The sequence below is a fragment of the Flagellimonas sp. genome (assembly GCF_965215805.1).
In the GTDB taxonomy this organism is placed as follows: domain Bacteria; phylum Bacteroidota; class Bacteroidia; order Flavobacteriales; family Flavobacteriaceae; genus Flagellimonas.
Genome location: NZ_OZ244124.1, coordinates 2,657,501 through 2,672,882, shown reverse-complemented (window position 1 = coordinate 2,672,882; position 15,382 = coordinate 2,657,501). Strand labels below are relative to the sequence as shown.

General features: G+C 42.5%; 16 protein-coding genes (1 of these 16 only partly in view). 9 read left to right on the top strand and 7 right to left on the bottom strand.

Going from position 1 to position 15,382, the window contains the following annotated elements; genetic code table 11:
- The first annotated feature begins 137 nt into the window (after positions 1 to 137).
- Positions 138 to 1,394 carry a carboxypeptidase-like regulatory domain-containing protein gene (locus ACOOE0_RS11855; protein WP_420402217.1) on the top strand — a complete coding sequence of 419 codons (1,257 nt, stop codon included), beginning with the start codon at positions 138 to 140 and terminating at the stop codon, positions 1,392 to 1,394.
- Between the two features lie 107 nt (positions 1,395 to 1,501).
- Entirely contained in the window at positions 1,502 to 2,554 is a 1,053-nt protein-coding gene (locus tag ACOOE0_RS11850) for a S66 peptidase family protein (RefSeq protein WP_420399120.1), read from the top strand.
- A gap of 67 nt (positions 2,555 to 2,621) precedes the next feature.
- On the opposite strand, the gene rocD is transcribed toward ACOOE0_RS11850, so the two are convergent.
- From rocD to ACOOE0_RS11835, 3 genes are all read right to left on the bottom strand, one after another.
- On the bottom strand, positions 2,622 to 3,866 hold the full coding sequence (gene rocD / locus ACOOE0_RS11845; RefSeq protein ID WP_420399119.1) for an ornithine--oxo-acid transaminase: 1,245 nt from the start codon (positions 3,864 to 3,866) through the stop codon (positions 2,622 to 2,624).
- A 146-nt stretch (positions 3,867 to 4,012) separates the two neighbouring features.
- Positions 4,013 to 4,393: a DUF6768 family protein gene (locus ACOOE0_RS11840; protein ID WP_420399118.1), complete on the bottom strand. Its 381-nt coding sequence runs from the start codon at positions 4,391 to 4,393 to the stop codon at positions 4,013 to 4,015.
- Position 4,394: 1 nt separating this feature from the next.
- Positions 4,395 to 4,949, bottom strand: coding sequence for an RNA polymerase sigma factor (locus ACOOE0_RS11835; protein ID WP_420399117.1), 555 nt, complete (start codon positions 4,947 to 4,949; stop codon positions 4,395 to 4,397).
- Between the two features lie 108 nt (positions 4,950 to 5,057).
- On the opposite strand from ACOOE0_RS11835, the gene rlmD reads away from it, so the two are divergent.
- From rlmD to ACOOE0_RS11810, 5 genes are read left to right on the top strand one after another with little or no spacing between them, the layout of a single operon-like run.
- Entirely contained in the window at positions 5,058 to 6,470 is a 1,413-nt protein-coding gene (rlmD, locus tag ACOOE0_RS11830) for a 23S rRNA (uracil(1939)-C(5))-methyltransferase RlmD (protein ID WP_420399116.1), read from the top strand.
- Between the two features lie 29 nt (positions 6,471 to 6,499).
- Positions 6,500 to 7,018 carry a DUF6452 family protein gene (locus ACOOE0_RS11825; protein WP_420399115.1) on the top strand — a complete coding sequence of 173 codons (519 nt, stop codon included), beginning with the start codon at positions 6,500 to 6,502 and terminating at the stop codon, positions 7,016 to 7,018.
- Positions 6,999 to 7,757: a DUF6048 family protein gene (locus ACOOE0_RS11820; protein ID WP_420399114.1), complete on the top strand. Its 759-nt coding sequence runs from the start codon at positions 6,999 to 7,001 to the stop codon at positions 7,755 to 7,757. Before ACOOE0_RS11825 ends, ACOOE0_RS11820 begins: the two co-directional genes overlap by 20 nt.
- Before the next feature lie 11 nt (positions 7,758 to 7,768).
- Positions 7,769 to 8,110 (top strand): VOC family protein, encoded by a 342-nt coding sequence (locus ACOOE0_RS11815; RefSeq protein ID WP_420399113.1) that lies wholly within the window; start codon positions 7,769 to 7,771, stop codon positions 8,108 to 8,110.
- An 8-nt stretch (positions 8,111 to 8,118) separates the two neighbouring features.
- The gene (locus ACOOE0_RS11810; protein WP_420399112.1) at positions 8,119 to 8,439 is read left to right on the top strand and encodes an antibiotic biosynthesis monooxygenase family protein; all 321 of its coding nucleotides are present in this window, start codon (positions 8,119 to 8,121) and stop codon (positions 8,437 to 8,439) included.
- A 1-nt stretch (position 8,440) separates the two neighbouring features.
- Here ACOOE0_RS11810 and ACOOE0_RS11805 read toward each other — a convergent pair whose 3' ends face one another.
- Positions 8,441 to 9,598, bottom strand: coding sequence for a THUMP domain-containing class I SAM-dependent RNA methyltransferase (locus ACOOE0_RS11805; RefSeq protein ID WP_420399111.1), 1,158 nt, complete (start codon positions 9,596 to 9,598; stop codon positions 8,441 to 8,443).
- A gap of 56 nt (positions 9,599 to 9,654) precedes the next feature.
- Between ACOOE0_RS11805 and ACOOE0_RS11800 the strand changes: the two genes are divergently transcribed.
- Positions 9,655 to 10,344 carry a ZIP family metal transporter gene (locus ACOOE0_RS11800; RefSeq protein ID WP_420399110.1) on the top strand — a complete coding sequence of 230 codons (690 nt, stop codon included), beginning with the start codon at positions 9,655 to 9,657 and terminating at the stop codon, positions 10,342 to 10,344.
- A 144-nt stretch (positions 10,345 to 10,488) separates the two neighbouring features.
- Positions 10,489 to 11,682, top strand: a complete 1,194-nt coding sequence (locus tag ACOOE0_RS11795; protein WP_420399109.1) for a hypothetical protein — start codon at positions 10,489 to 10,491, stop codon at positions 11,680 to 11,682.
- A 56-nt stretch (positions 11,683 to 11,738) separates the two neighbouring features.
- Here ACOOE0_RS11795 and trhA read toward each other — a convergent pair whose 3' ends face one another.
- From trhA to ACOOE0_RS11780, 3 genes are all read right to left on the bottom strand, one after another.
- A complete protein-coding gene (gene trhA / locus ACOOE0_RS11790; RefSeq protein WP_420399108.1) occupies positions 11,739 to 12,371 on the bottom strand; it encodes a PAQR family membrane homeostasis protein TrhA in 633 nt (210 codons plus the stop codon).
- A 3-nt stretch (positions 12,372 to 12,374) separates the two neighbouring features.
- Entirely contained in the window at positions 12,375 to 13,715 is a 1,341-nt protein-coding gene (locus ACOOE0_RS11785) for an amidohydrolase family protein (RefSeq protein ID WP_420399107.1), read from the bottom strand.
- Positions 13,716 to 13,778: 63 nt separating this feature from the next.
- Positions 13,779 to 15,382, bottom strand: partial view of a TonB-dependent receptor domain-containing protein gene (locus tag ACOOE0_RS11780; RefSeq protein WP_420399106.1) — the 3' portion only. Its footprint extends 1,525 nt past the window's final position; 1,604 of the gene's 3,129 nt are visible here — the last part of the coding sequence; its start codon lies off the right edge, out of view; the stop codon is at positions 13,779 to 13,781.

Below are 15,382 nucleotides of genomic sequence, written 5' to 3'. Positions count from 1 at the left end.
ACCCTAGCTTTGCATTTTAAAAATTTGTACCTTTATAGATAGGATTATTTATAAAATCATAGGCTATGAATTTATTTGCCAACACTTTATACAAAGGGATTCGATTGGTCCCCACATGTCTTCTCTTACTTATTTGGATGCTTTCCCCTGCGGATTCGATGGCATTGCAGGATGTTCAGGTAGAGGACAATGCTTTTAACCAATATAAGGGAGAAATAAGGGATGCTTCCTCCAAAAAGCCATTGGTTTTTGCTACCCTTTCGGTAGAAGGCACCAACATAAGTACAATTACCAATACAGAAGGTAATTTTTTGCTTAAGATACCCAAGGAAATGACGGATGGCACGGTGGTGGTTTCCTTTTTGGGTTATAAGAGCAAGAACATTCCGTTGGCCGATTTAAAACCCAATAAAAACAAGATTACCCTTGTGGTTTCGGTTACAGAACTGTCGGAGGTGAATATCAACGCGCCAAAAGATGCAGCTGCCTTGGTTAGGGAGACTTTGGCCCGAAAAGGGGACAATTACTTTGACGATCCCACGCTGATGACAGCATTTTATAGGGAAACCATCAAAAAACGAAGAAAAAATGTATCTCTCTCCGAAGCTGTGGTAAACATTTACAAGACTCCCTATAGTTCGCTTCGTAAAGATGCTGTTGAACTATATAGGGCACGTAAGAGCACGGATTATAGCAAATTGGATACAGTGGCTCTCAAGCTTCAGGGCGGGCCTTTCAACACGCTTTATGTGGATATCATGAAGTATCCAGAATATATTTTCGCGGAAGGCTCCATTCAAGATTACCAGTTCACCTTTAGTCGTTCCACCAGAATCAATGACCAATTGATTTATGTTATTAAGTTTAATCAATGGGAGAGTATTAAAGAGCCCTTGTATCAAGGAGAGCTTTTTATCGATGTAGAGAACAGAACCTTGACCAGTGCCATTTATACCCTTAATATCACAGATAAGTACAGGGCAGCCCGGCTCTTTGTCCGAAAAAAGCCTGCAAAGGTGGATGTATGGCCCACAGAGGTGGCTTACCGAGTGGACTACCGCGAAAAAGGAGGCAAGTGGTATTATGGGTACAGCAATGTCCTGTTGGAATTTAAAGTGGATTGGGAAGACAAGCTGTTCAACTCCGTGTATAGCATGACAGCCGAAATGGCGGTTACGGACTGGGAAAAAAACTTGGACGGTCAATTGCCAAAAGTCAGGGAACGTCTTAAAAAGTCCATTATTTTGAGTGATGAGGCATTAGGATTCTCCGACCCGGATTTCTGGGGAGAGTACAACATCATTGAACCAGAGAAGTCCATTGAATCTGCTATTAAAAAAATACAGCGGCAATTGCGTAGGGCAAGATCCAAGGGTGGATCAGCTGCTCCTTAAGCAGGCCTCTCTTACCCTTCTGCCGTAGATACAAATCATAAAGTCAAAAATAGTCACCATCTTTAAGGTGGCTATTTTATTTTGAGACCATGTAAAACCCAAACCCAATGCTTAAAAGAAGGCAATTTATCAATCTATCTGTAGTGCTGTCCGCTTCCACTTTGGTCTCCCAGGTAAGACCCAACCTTGAAGGTTTTGAGAAGGACACCAACAAATTGTTGCCCAAAAGACTAAAGAAAGGAGACACCATTGGATTGATTGCCCCGGGATATGCGGTTAAACCTGAGGTTTTAGAAGAAATGAAGTCCACCTTGGTAGACATGGGCTTTATTCCTTTCCATACAGATCGCATTCATGGCAATCACGGATACTTTAGCGACACGGATAAAGAACGGGCAGCCGATCTCAATGAAATGTTCACCAATCCAGATGTAGACGCCATTCTGTGCGCCCGTGGTGGATATGGCTGTACCCGAATTATGCAAATGATCAATTACGACAACATAAAATCAAATCCTAAAATATTGGTGGGGTTTAGTGATGTTACCGCCCTTCTGAATGGCATCAACCAAGAAACAGGATTGGTCACCTTCCATGGTCCCGTGGGTAGCACTATAGATGACGACTACAGCAAGCAACAATTGCTGGCAAAGTTGGAATCCCCCAATTACCCCCAAACCATAGAAAATGTAGTTTTGGAGGACAAGGAAATGCTTGAAAACCCGGAATATGAGCGATACGCCATAACTACTGGTTCCGCATCTGGAAAATTGGTAGGCGGTAGTTTAAGTTTGATTGTGGCACTTGTTGGTACCCCTCATGAAATTGATTTTACCGATGCCATTGTTTGTATTGAGGACGTGGAGGAAGCTCCCTATAGAATGGACAGAATGTTGACACAGTTGATTGAAGGTTCCACATTTAAAAAAGCAAAGGGAATCGTTTTTGGGGTTTGCGCTGGATGCGATAAAGACCCAAGTCCCAGCGGTTTCACCCTAAAGGAAGTCCTCTTGGACCGAATAGCTCCCTTGAACATTCCGGCAGCGTATGGAATGAGCTTTGGCCATGTCCCCAACAACTTTACTTTTCCAATTGGTATCCATGCCCATTGGGATGCCGATAAAATGACCTTGGAGCTCTTGGAAAACGCAGTTTTATAACCCTCAGATTTAGTAACATGCATAAAAAAGGCCCGGATAACCGAGCCTTTATTCAAAGAAGCGTTTTTTATTTTTCAAACTCCAGAAGCGTTTTCTTGATAATGGAAATGCAATCCATCAATTGTTCATGGTTCATGATCAATGGCGGTGCAAATCGAATTATATTGCCATGGGTAGGCTTGGCCAACAATCCATTGTCACGTAAAGCCATGCAGATATCCCATGCAGTGGAGCTATCTTCGGTGTCATTGATCACGATGGCATTCAAAAGGCCTTTCCCTCGTACTTTTAAAACCAAATCGCAGCTTGGAATGAACTTGTTGAGTTCTTCCCTAAAAACTTCACCCAATTCCATGGCGTTTTCTGCCAGTTGCTCCTCCTTGACCACCTCTAGGGCGGCTATTCCAACAGCAGCTGCAACCGGATTACCACCAAAAGTACTTCCATGGCTTCCGGGAGTAATGACATCCATGATGTCATCATTGGCCAAAACCGCCGAAACTGGATAAGCACCTCCGGACAAGGCTTTGCCCAAAATCAAAATATCAGGTTTTACGTCTTCATGATCAACCGCCAATAGTTTTCCAGTACGGGCTATTCCCGTTTGCACCTCATCTGCGATAAAAAGAACGTTGTGCTGCTGACAAAGTGCCCTGGCAGCGGTCAAGTAGCCTTCTGAGGGTACATAGACTCCTGCTTCACCCTGAATAGGCTCTACAAGGAACCCTGCCACATCTGGATTAGCGATCAAGGCATTTTCCAAAGCCTGCAGATTATCGTATTCAATCTTAACAAAACCCTCGGTATACGGCCCGTAGTTCTCCCTTGCAACGGGATCATTGGAGAAAGAGATGATCGTTGTTGTTCTTCCGTGGAAGTTATTTTCACACACAATGATCTTCGCCTGATTCTCAGGAATGCCTTTTTTCTGATACGCCCATCTACGGCAAATCTTCAAAGCCGTTTCAACCGCCTCCGCTCCAGTGTTCATGGGCAGTAACTTGTCAAACCCAAAGGTGGAGGTCACATACTTTTCATAAATGCCCAACATATCGTTGTAGAATGCTCGGGAAGTCAATGTAAGGGTTCTTGCCTGATCTACCATGGCCCCAACAATTTTTGGATGGCAGTGGCCTTGGTTCACGGCCGAGTAGGCCGACAAAAAATCGTAATACTTTTTTCCTTCAGCGTCCCAAACGTATACACCTTCTCCCCTGCTCAGGACAACGGGTAGTGGGTGATAATTGTGGGCTCCGTACTTGTTCTCTAAATCAATCGCTTGCTGCGACGTTAAATGTTCTAAAACAGCCATTTTAGTAATTTTTAAATTGATAAAACAACCATTCCTTCTGTACCTTTATTCTTTCGAGGACTCGAAAAAGCAGCGTGGGAGAGAAATCATCCCTAGTAGTGTCGCAAAAATATCAAATTTTTATCCAATTAAAAGTGCATTGTACGTCACTTTTTATGGGAAAGCGCAGAGATTTGCAGCTCCAATCGTTTTAATTCCCGCAGCACATCGTTTTTGTCCATTTGCATCCAAAAATAGACTTTGAGCATGCTCATGATCAAACTGGAAACAAATATGCCCATGCCCCATTTAATAAGGTCATTGGTAGCTTCCGAATCCAAAAACTGGATGGAGCAGTAAATTAAGAGTCCAAAAAATATCAGAACCATGATGTTCATGATAACGGCCAACCAGCCCATTTTACCCTTAAAAATTCCCCCAAACTTCTCCAAGACATTCTGTTCTCCCAGTTCATCGTAAAATTTGGCTTCCTCTTGGGTAAGCGCTTCCTTGATCAACTTGTCTATTTCTTCCATCTCTTTTTTCATCTTATTTATTTTTTAAAATTTTCTTCAACTTTTCTCTTGCATGGTACAATCGTGATTTTGTCGTTCCCACGGATATGTCCAAAATTTCGGCAATCTCTTTTAGGGAGTATTCTTCCGTATAAAATAACTTCAATACCATTTGCTGGTTTTCAGGTAACTCCTTTATGGCACTCAACAGCTGGGTTACCTTTCCCGTGTCATCATTTCCCTTTGGCGTTTGCTCTGGATTGTTTTCCGCATAACTTTTCAGATTCCTTTGACTGGTTTTAAGTTTGTTTAGGTAATCCAAACTTTTGTGCGTTACAATCTTGGTGGACCAACTGCTAAAACTATTGGGATCTTTTAGCGTGTTCAACTTTTTTATGATCACCCTCCATGAATCTTGGACAATGTCCTTCGAGGCCTCAACATCCTTGGTATATCTATACGAATGCCTGCACAATCGATTATGATGTCGGTTCACCAATACGGACAAAGACTTTACGTTCCCAGATTGGTATTCCAATACCATTAAGCCATCAAACACAAAACGGGTTGTTTTCATATCTACTTTCAATACAAGGACGCTTTGCCAAGGAAAAGGTTCAAAAGTTTAAAGGAATTTTTGGGATACATTTATACAAGTTAGTTGTTCTGTATAAAAACCTATGCCTACTTTTGCGCCATGCGAAGAAAAAAGAGGCGACAGACCTTTGAACATGTTGAAGTTGTGGACGCAGGAGCCAAGGGAAAATCTGTTGGAAAAGCACCTGATGGAAGAGTCATTTTTCTTTCCAATGCAGTTCCCGGTGATGTGGTGGATGTAATTACCACCAAAAAGCGCAAGGCCTATTTTGAAGGAGTTGCCACCAATTTTCATCAACGCTCAGCAAAAAGAACAGATCCCCAATGTGAACATTTTGGGGTTTGTGGGGGATGCAAATGGCAACACATGGCTTATGAACACCAGCTGTTCTATAAGCAAAAGGAAGTGGAAAATAATCTTCAGCGAATTGGGGGAGTGGAGCTACCGGATACCATGCCCATCCTAGGTTCCAAAAAGCAATATTTCTATCGGAACAAAATGGAGTTTTCATTTTCGAGCAGTAGATGGCTTACTGAACAGGAAATCAACTCTGAAGAGAAAATCACGGATCGCAATGCCCTAGGTTTTCACATTCCGGGTATGTGGGACAAAATTTTGGACATCAACAAATGCCACTTGCAAGAAGATCCATCCAACGCCATCCGAACAGCCATAAGACGATTTGCAGTGGAAAATGGGCTTTCTTTTTTCAATCCAAGGGTCCAGGAAGGCTTACTTAGAACCTTGATGTTGCGGACAAGCAGTATCGGAGAAGTCATGGTTCTGATTCAATTTTTTGAGGATAACAAAGAACAAAGGGAACTATTGCTGAATTTTTTGATGGGGAAATTCCCGGAAATCACCTCCTTGCTTTACGTTATAAATCAAAAGCCAAACGACACTATTTATGATCAGGATGTGGTCTGCTTTTCAGGTCTGGACCATATTTTTGAGGAGATGGAGGGCCTAAAATTTAAGATAAACGCAAAATCATTTTACCAGACCAATTCTGAGCAAGCATACGAACTGTACAAGGTTACTCGGGATTTCGCTGGACTTACTGGCCAGGAATTGGTCTATGACCTGTATACAGGAACCGGTACCATAGCCCAATTCGTTTCCAAAAAAGCCAAAAAGGTCATTGGGGTTGAATCTGTTCCAGAAGCCATTGAAGATGCCAAAAACAATGCCCTTGGAAATGACATATCCAATGTGGAGTTTTACGTAGGGGATATGAAGAATGTGTTCACAACGGAATTTATTGAACAACATGGTCAACCCGATGTTATCATCACCGATCCACCCAGGGACGGCATGCACAAACAGGTTGTAGAGCAACTGTTGCAGGTAGCTGCCCAAAGAATTGTTTATGTAAGTTGCAACAGCGCAACCCAAGCCAGGGATTTGGCTCTATTGGATGAAAAATACCAGGTAATCAAGGTGCAACCGGTGGATATGTTTCCACAAACACATCACGTTGAAAATGTTGTACTTTTGGAGAAACGGGTATAATTTTTGATAACCTTTGTTTTAAACTTTGAATGAAAAAAGTACTCCCTAGCTTACTCATCACCTTCTTATTGATCTATTCGGCATCTTGCGAAAAAGATGATATCTGCGTGGATGGCGATACCCCTTTGTTGATCATTGGTTTTTACAATGCCGAGAATACCGAAGAATTCAAGGAAGTACCTTCCATACGAATCAATTCTTTGGACATTGATAGCGTGTTGGAAAATGATTCCTTCACAGATCGTTCAGATTCTCCGGATTCCCTTTTGGTGCCCCTTCGGATAGCAAATACCTCTACCACCTACGAACTCATTATGGACTCTGCCGCTGATGCGGACACTGGGGAGGAAACAGGAAACAGCGATGCCATCACCATAACTTATGGCGTGCAAGAAACCTATGTCTCCAAAGCCTGTGGGTTTGTTGCCAATTTTGACAACCTGACCGTGACCCTGCCCGATAGCGACACCAATTGGATACAGAACATTACCATAGAACAAGAAACCGTAGCAAATTCCAATAGCATCCATGTCAAAATATTTCATTAGCCTGCTTTTCTTAGGTCTCCCTTTTTGGGGAATCTCACAGGATGAACCTGTTGACCTTCAACCCAAAGACACGGTGGAGTACAAGCAACAATACGGTTTAAGGGTGGGTGCAGACCTAAATAGACTTGTGTTTTCCTTTTTGGATGAAGATTACACTGGTTTTGAGGTTGCCGGCGACTTCAGACTTACCCAAAAATTGTATCTGGCCGGGGAACTGGGAAATGAGGAAAAAACCCTATTTGAAGACTTGGGTAATACCCCATTGTACAACTACACTTCCAAGGGTAGTTATATTAAACTGGGAGTTGATCTGAATACCTATGAAAATTGGTTTGGTATGGAAAATTCCATCATCATCGGTGGTAGATACTCCTTTGCCACATTTAGCCAAACCTTGAACGATTATAAAATTTACGATACCGATCGTTTTTTCAGTCCTACCGACTTTTTGAACGGTGCCACACCAGGTCAAGAATTTAGCGGCCTCAGCGCCTCTTGGTTGGAATTTGTAGTTGGGATAAAAGCTGAACTTTTTGCCAATATTTATGTTGGAATAAGTGCCCGTTTGGGATTCTTGGTGACCAATACCGAGGATGACCAATTCCCCAATTTATGGATTCCTGGATTCAATCGGGTAACGGATGGAAGCAACTTTGGCGTAAGTTATAATTACACCTTATCCTATCTGATTCCCTTTTATAAAAAGTCCAAAAAACAAAAAGAGCAACCCGCAGAATAAATACGGAAACTATGGAAAACAGTCGCATCAACTACGTTGAACTCAAAACCAATGACATTGAAAAAGTAAAGGCTTTTTATCAACAAGCATTTGGATGGACTTTTACCGATTTTGGCCCTACTTATACCGCTTTTTCCAATAGTGGTTTGGAAGGAGGCTTTGAACTTACCGAAGGCGAAGTTATCAACGGTGCTTTGGTGGTGCTCTATCATGAAGATCTATCTGAAATTCAGGATAAAGTGGTTGATGCAGGAGCAGAGATTTGCAGACCCATTTTTTCCTTTCCTGGCGGACGTCGGTTCCATTTTAAGGATCCCGTGGGCAATGAATTGGCTATCTGGTCAGATAAATAGCGGAGTTCATGATTGTAAGAGTTTTTACTGCGGAAGTGCCTAAAAACCTTCATGCGGAGTTTGAATCCAAGTTCAAGGAAATCTCCGTCCCTCTGGTGCAAGGACAACAGGGCTTGATACGTTTGGAAATTGCCAGGCCAACCCAGTGGAATCCCGATACCTTCTCCATGATATCGTATTGGAGCAGTGAAGAAGATATTCGTCTTTTTGCTGGAGAGCAATGGAATAAGGCCCATATTCCTGCTGGAATGGAGAAGTACATCCAATCCTGCAGCGTTCAGCATTTTGAACAAATTGGCCTATATGCAGGGGACGGGCCAATAAAATAGCTTAATCCGTTGGCCTATGTTTCTTGCTGCCTTCGTACATTTCATATTTCACCAGTCTTGACTCCAGCTTGCCATTAAAGGTCTTGATTCTTCTCGAGGTCTTTAGCCCCACATGCTTGAGCGCTTCCAAATTGGAAGTGATCAACCACGCATCCGTACCAGGATAATCCTGCTTTAAGGTATCTCCAATTCTGGCATAAAAGGCATCTGGGTCAATTTGAAGTCGTTCCCCATAAGGCGGGTTAAACACCATATGCAATTTGGAATCCGTAGGTTTCTCCGTTCGGAAAAAATCCTTCCGCTCAATGGTAATATAATCTGAAAGATTGGCATTTTCCACATTTTCCTGGGCTTTTCTTACCGCAGAAGGCGCCTTATCGTATCCAAAAATTCTGTGGTGAAACTCCCTGGTTTTGTTCAAACTGGCATTTACAATCTTCTCATGTAAGTCCGCATCATAGTCCTTCCAATGCTGAAAAGCATAGAATTCCCGGTTGATGTTCGCTGGAATATTGCAGGCAATCATCCCGGCTTCAATCAAAAATGTTCCACTACCGCACATCGGGTCTAAAAAATCGGTCTGACCATCCCATCCACTATGCAATAGCAATCCCGCGGCCAAAACCTCGTTGATAGGGGCAATATTGGTAGCAATTCGGTAACCCCGTTGGTGCAAAGAAGGCCCGGAGCTATCCAAAGAAACCGTACAATTGTTGCGATACAAATGAATATTGATGCGGATATCTGGGTCGTGGGAATCCACATTGGGTCGTTGCCGCGTTACTGCCCTAAATTTATCCACGATCGCATCCTTAGCACGTTGGGAAACAAACATGGAATTTCTAAAAACATCGGAGCTCATGGTGGTATCAATGGCAAAGGTCTTGTCCTCCCCAAAAAGGCTGGGCCAATCCATTTGGTATACGTTACGGTACAGCTCCTTTTCGTTATGTACCCTAAATTTGGAGATAGGTTTCATGACCTTCAAGGCGGTGCGTAGGCAAAGGTTGGCCTTGTACATAAAACCAGTATCGCCTTCAAAGGACACATTCCTGACTCCTTCCTCTACCCTACCTGCACCCAAGTTGCGAAGTTCTTTGGCCAACAGCGGTTCAAAACCGTATAAAGTTTTAGCCAACATTCTAAAATTTCCTGCCATCTCCTATGAAAATCTTTCGGCAAAAATAGGCTATTTTTACGCCTTCAATCCAACCTATGGAATTCCCCATTATTTTGATTTATGTAATACCGATTTTGGCGGTTTGGGCGGGATTTGCCTTTGCACGGCTCACGCAGACCAAGGATAAAAAGAACGTACGCCTATTGTTGGCCTTTAGTGGTGCATTTTTGTTGGCGCTCACGTTTTTTGAGCTCCTTCCTGAAGTCTACGAGCACCAAAGTCCTAGAACCACAGCCATATTTATATTGGCTGGGATTTTGCTCCAGATATTTCTGGAGTTTTTTTCCAAGGGAGCCGAGCATGGTCACATGCATTTGGATCTGGAGAAAACCGACTTTCCCTTGCTTCTTTTTTTGAGTTTGTCCATCCATGCTTTGATCGAAGGCACCCCCATTCATGGCAATGAGCCGATTTTATATGGAATCGTGATCCACAAAATTCCTGTGGCCATTGTTTTGGGTATTTTTCTATTGAACTCCAAAATGAAAAAAGGATTGGCTATTCTGTTCATGCTTGCTTTTTCGCTGATGACTCCACTCGGCAGTTTCTTGGCGCATCATTCCACATGGTTGGATAATTATGGGCATTTGCTCACCGCCCTGGCCATTGGAGTGTTCCTTCACATTTCTACCATCATCCTATTTGAAAGCTCCCAAGGGCATTCTTTTAATCTTAGGAAACTGGTGGTCATTATCCTAGGTGTGGGTCTAGCCTATTTTTTGTAAATACACGATTTTCTTAAGGGGCTAAAAAATCCGTCAACCCAAATAGGGTATCCGTCAATTCAAAACGGTGTTCCGTCCATTTGCACTATTTCGGGAAGGGTTCGCCAATTACATTCGCGCCATAACCCTTAAAACCTTTTACAAATGAAAATGAGAAAATTAGCCCATTATGCCTTGTTGGCAAGTTGGGCATTTGTACAATTTGGCTGCGGTAAAGATGATTCCCCTAGCAACCCGGATGATGGGCCAACAGAAACTTTTTATAACATTACCCAAGCCACTATCAATACTGATGGATATACCGCTCCTGGGGAGCTCTCGTTTTGGTATTCCATTGATAATGGGGAATCCTACAGTATTGAAAAACCCGAAGATTTATCCAAAGGCGATGAGCTTTGGGTTAAAATCAACAATGGAGAAGTGGACATTCTTGAGGAAGACTTTTATTTTGATTGGTCCGGTTCTTCTATTGCTCCTGCCGATGCCGAAAGTGATCTGGCCAAGTTTGTGGTCAAGGAAAGTGATATCACCCTCGCAGCCACAGTTAGTGATAAAATGGAGCTCTTGGTTTCTGATAGGGATACAGGGCAGTTTTATGTTTTGGATGTAAGTGATGGGGGGTTGACACCTGCTTTTACCTTTTTGCAGGGAGAGGTTCCTTTAATCAAAGTTCGTGGTGCTGTTTACAATTATAGTGATGGTAAAATGTATGTTTCAACTGCAAAAATTGGCAATTTCAAATCAATGTTATACATAGTGGATCCCAATTCTAAGCAAGCAACAGTAATCAACGAAAATAACCAAATTGTAAACGAAGAAAATGTTGAAATTTGGAAGGGGATTTCAGATTTAGTCGTCACCACAGATAATAATCTTTTAGCAACAGGAGGTTTTAGTTTGGGCCAAGGCACACCAAGTTTGTTTGAATTTGAACTGGAAGGCACCAATTCCGATCCAATGCCATTTACAGGTGATGATATTCCCTGTTGCGGTTTGGGCATGACCCTTGGTTCCAATAGCGATGAAGTTTTCATTGGAAGTGGTCAAGCAGACGTCTTTAAAGTTTACAAAAGTAATTTAAGTGGTGAAATCACTGAAGTGATTGAATTGACTTTGGAGGGTTTTGAGCACGAGGAGCCCATTGGATATTATTTAAGGAATTTTGCAAGGGATGCTTCAGGTACGCTATATGCTCTCTGTTATAATCTGACTCACGGAAATACCCATATAGCAGAAGTAAACCTAGAAACGAACCAATTGATTCATGTAGCTCAAATTGGGACAAACAATGAAAACGTTTATTATGGTTTAGTTGCACTGCCAGCATATGCCTTTTAACTAACCGTCAAGTTCTAAGAAATTTAAGGAGAGGGCATTACCCTCTCTTTTTTTGATTACCGTAAAATAGCCTGGATCATCATCCAGTGGCCAATAGCTCCTCCCAAGACAAAAACATGCCATATCAAATGGTTAAAAGGGATACGTTTCATGGCATAAAAGAAAATCCCTAGGGTATAAAAGGCACCGCCCATTGCCATCCAAAACAAGCCTGTAGAAGATAATTTTTGCGAAAGGAAACTGTAATCCAGAACTACCAAATAGCCCATTACGGCATAAAGCAAGAGGGACAGTTTTTCAAATTTTCCGGTAAAGAATATTTTTACTACAGTCCCAAAAAGAGCAATGCCCCAGACCAAGTAAAGCAATAACCATCCCTTGGACTTTTGCAAAACCAGTAAACAAACGGGGGTGTAGGTTCCGGCAATCAGATAATAAATACTGATATGGTCCAGAATCCGAAGTCTTGCCTTGAGTTTGGGTTCCCGAGCCGCATGATACAAGGTGGACGCCATAAACAACAAAATCAAGGAAAGACTGTAAACAACAATACTAACGGTTGCATATTTAGCCGAAAGGTCTCCTCGAATTAAAAAGAAAAACCCAACCACTGCCAATACCGCACCCACACCATGGGAATAGGTATTCCATTTTTCTTCCAGAACCAAAAGTCTTTCTTCCCGATCCAAAGACTATTTGTATTGCTTGCCGTGCTTGATTACCATATCCACATCTTGTAGCAGGCTAATGTAGCGAAGTACATCTCCATCCACGGCTATAATATCAGCATATTTTCCAGGGGTAATGGTGCCCACTTCATCTGCAACCCCCGTCCAAAGCGCTGGCCAATAGGTGGCAGCTCGAATGGCGTACATGGGATCAATACCAAACTCGTTCACCCATACATCCAACTCGTTCCAAGTAGATTGACTGTGGAACTTCATAGGGATGCCACTGTCCGTTCCCACCAATAAAACCACCCCAGCGTCCAAAAGCTGTTGGATTTTGGTTTGCAAGGTCGGTCTTCTTGAAGGTGTCAACTGAAAGTACGGTAAGCGATCGGGATGCTTAAAACTATTTTTGATATCGGTGATCACACTGTCCGGTAGTCCCAAATGCCAGGAATCATTGTCCAATTTTTCTGGATTGTCCCTGGTATATTCATAATTGTAAAGTCCTTCCACAGTGGGGCACCAAAACAATGGCCCTTTGTTCATTTGAGCCGTCCGCTCCTTAATCATTTCCATGACATCATCAGGATATTTGGGTGCAGAGGACAGTCCTGTATGCTCAAAACAATCAACGCCCACCTGTAAACCTCTCCGTATTTCCTCGGGACGGTGTCCGTGTGCCACAACCTTTAAATTGTGTTTATGGGCTTCATCAACCACAGCGCGGAGTTCCTCCATTGTCATTTGATCATGATCGATCAGTTTGATCACATCCACCCCTGCATCTGCCAATTTTTTGATTTTTCGTTTGCCATCCTCGGGGCTATTGACTCCCCATCTAAAGTCCTCAGTTCCTGGATAGGGTTTGTGCTGAATAAATGGACCTGATACGTACAAGGTTGCCCCTGGAATTTCACCCTTATTTATTCTATCCCGTACAGAAATACTTTCCTTGAGCGGAGCTCCCAAATCCCTTGCACTGGTAACTCCTGCCATCAATAATTGATGGGCGGAGGAAGGCATGATCACATCTTCAAATAAAGGTGGATAGGTCTTGTCCCAATAGGTGTAATTGGCATGACCATTGATCATGGTATGCACGTGCATGTCCCATAATCCCGGCAGTACGCTCATCCCTTCCGTGGATATAATTTCAGCCCCTTTGGGGACTGGAAGGGTTTCCACGGTGCCAACTTCCTTGATACGTTCCCCTTCAATAATGATGACACTATTTTTTATCGGGTCGGAACCAAAACCATCAATAAGGGTTCCACCAACAAGGGCTTTGATAGATTTTTGTTGTGCTAAGATGGACATGGGTAGCGAAAGTACCAAAGCCCACAGGAGTGTAGATTTTTTCATAATCTTAAATGTACTAAACATATGATCAATGTAAAAAGGTCTATCTGTCTTAGGAGATACCGCTTAAAAACTAAATTTTAACCCCAACTGTGCTCTCCATCTAGAATTTTGGAAATCGACCACCCAAGGAGTTTCATTATCTGAGATATTGAACTGAAACTGTGGTACATTGTTCTCGATTCCAACAAAATTCAACAAGCTAAAACTGGAATTGACCACATTGGGTACAAAGACCAATCTGCCCCAATCTCGATTAATAAAATTTAAAACATTCAACATGTCCAAAGAAACCGTCAACCTTTTTTGGTTTCCCAAATTTTTACTGAATTCAAACTTAGCATCCAATTCATGGTTCCATGGGGTTTTGGCACCGTTCCGTTCCACATAATTGCCCCGTCTTTCGCTGAGATAAGAATTACTTCGGATATAGGCGTCCAATCGTTGCCATTGCTCAGTGGCCGAAACAGTAACGTTACCGCTGCCGTCTGTGATATCCACCAAAGCTATTTCACTTTGGTTTTGAGGCACGTAAATCAGGTCATTTCTGGAAGAACCATCTCTATTTAAATCGCCTTGATAAATAAAAGAATATGGACTACCGGAACGACCATTATACAAGAGGGAAACAAAAAAACTGTCATCATTCCCAAAATCAAAACTGTATGCCTGGGTAGACACAATTTTATGCCTTAGATCAAAATTGGAGAACGAAAGTCCAGGGTCATTACCAAAAATTGCTTGATTCCATTCATAGTTGGCGGCTGGTGAACTTCGCACAGTACTGGACACATCCTTGCTTTTTCCGTAGGTATATCCTAGATATGAATTGTAGCCATTAAATCGCTTGCTAAGCCCAAGCGAAGCATTATAACGATATCCTCCATTGGTGTTGGTCAACAAAAACACATTGGTGAAATTCGGATTAATTTTGATGGCATCACCCGTTTCAAGAAAATAGGGTCTGTTATCAGCGCCATCAAATTGACCCAGTTCATCCCGTCTATTAATAGACTGAAAGAAAATACCTTTGACCACTTCGGTATAGGTTCCTTCCAAATGCAGTTTCCAGTCGTTGGGCAAATCCAGGTCCAAAGCCAAATTGGTTTTCCAATCCCTGGGAAATGTGAAGTCCTGATCAATAAGGTTAATTTCGGCCAAGTTGGGTTGTTGATTGGTTAAATCGGATAAGTTTTCCGTGAGCTCCAATTCAGTATCTGGCCGTATGTCAATATTGAAATACTCCGTACCGGAAATGTACTCGGCATAAGCAAACCACAAATACGGTAACCTTCCAGAAAACAATCCGGTTCCCCCACTTAACCTCCAATTCTCATTCAGATTATAGCTGAAACCCAATCTTGGGTTCAGCTGTGGTTTTCTAGTGATTTTGTTGTCAAATCCTGCAAATTCAGGCGTATCCAATACCTCTTGGGAAATGGGGAGATCTTCTGTCAGATATTGACCATCCAACCTTAACCCCATTGTAACAGAAAAATCATCACTAATCCGAATTTTGTCTTGGGCATATAGTGCAGCTTCCAGGACTTCTATGGTCGCTGAAGGCCGATTGCTCACAAAATTGAAGTCGTTATCATTAATATTGTAAACACCCCGAACTCTTCTGGGTCTATCCGACAAAAAGTCCTCCACAGATCTATATTCCCATC

What these genes read in the sequence shown, in the direction of transcription:
- ACOOE0_RS11855 (WP_420402217.1), top strand. Translation starts at nt 138, where the DNA reads ATGCTTTCCCCTGCGGATTCGATGGCATTGCAGGATGTTCAGGTAGAG.
- ACOOE0_RS11850 (WP_420399120.1), top strand. Translation starts at nt 1,502, where the DNA reads ATGCTTAAAAGAAGGCAATTTATCAATCTATCTGTAGTGCTGTCCGCT.
- rocD (WP_420399119.1), bottom strand. Translation starts at nt 3,866, where the DNA reads ATGGCTGTTTTAGAACATTTAACGTCGCAGCAAGCGATTGATTTAGAG.
- ACOOE0_RS11840 (WP_420399118.1), bottom strand. Translation starts at nt 4,393, where the DNA reads ATGAAAAAAGAGATGGAAGAAATAGACAAGTTGATCAAGGAAGCGCTT.
- rlmD (WP_420399116.1), top strand. Translation starts at nt 5,058, where the DNA reads ATGCGAAGAAAAAAGAGGCGACAGACCTTTGAACATGTTGAAGTTGTG.
- ACOOE0_RS11825 (WP_420399115.1), top strand. Translation starts at nt 6,500, where the DNA reads ATGAAAAAAGTACTCCCTAGCTTACTCATCACCTTCTTATTGATCTAT.
- ACOOE0_RS11820 (WP_420399114.1), top strand. Translation starts at nt 6,999, where the DNA reads ATGTCAAAATATTTCATTAGCCTGCTTTTCTTAGGTCTCCCTTTTTGG.
- ACOOE0_RS11815 (WP_420399113.1), top strand. Translation starts at nt 7,769, where the DNA reads ATGGAAAACAGTCGCATCAACTACGTTGAACTCAAAACCAATGACATT.
- ACOOE0_RS11810 (WP_420399112.1), top strand. Translation starts at nt 8,119, where the DNA reads ATGATTGTAAGAGTTTTTACTGCGGAAGTGCCTAAAAACCTTCATGCG.
- ACOOE0_RS11805 (WP_420399111.1), bottom strand. Translation starts at nt 9,598, where the DNA reads ATGGCAGGAAATTTTAGAATGTTGGCTAAAACTTTATACGGTTTTGAA.
- ACOOE0_RS11800 (WP_420399110.1), top strand. Translation starts at nt 9,655, where the DNA reads ATGGAATTCCCCATTATTTTGATTTATGTAATACCGATTTTGGCGGTT.
- ACOOE0_RS11795 (WP_420399109.1), top strand. Translation starts at nt 10,489, where the DNA reads ATGAAAATGAGAAAATTAGCCCATTATGCCTTGTTGGCAAGTTGGGCA.
- ACOOE0_RS11785 (WP_420399107.1), bottom strand. Translation starts at nt 13,715, where the DNA reads ATGAAAAAATCTACACTCCTGTGGGCTTTGGTACTTTCGCTACCCATG.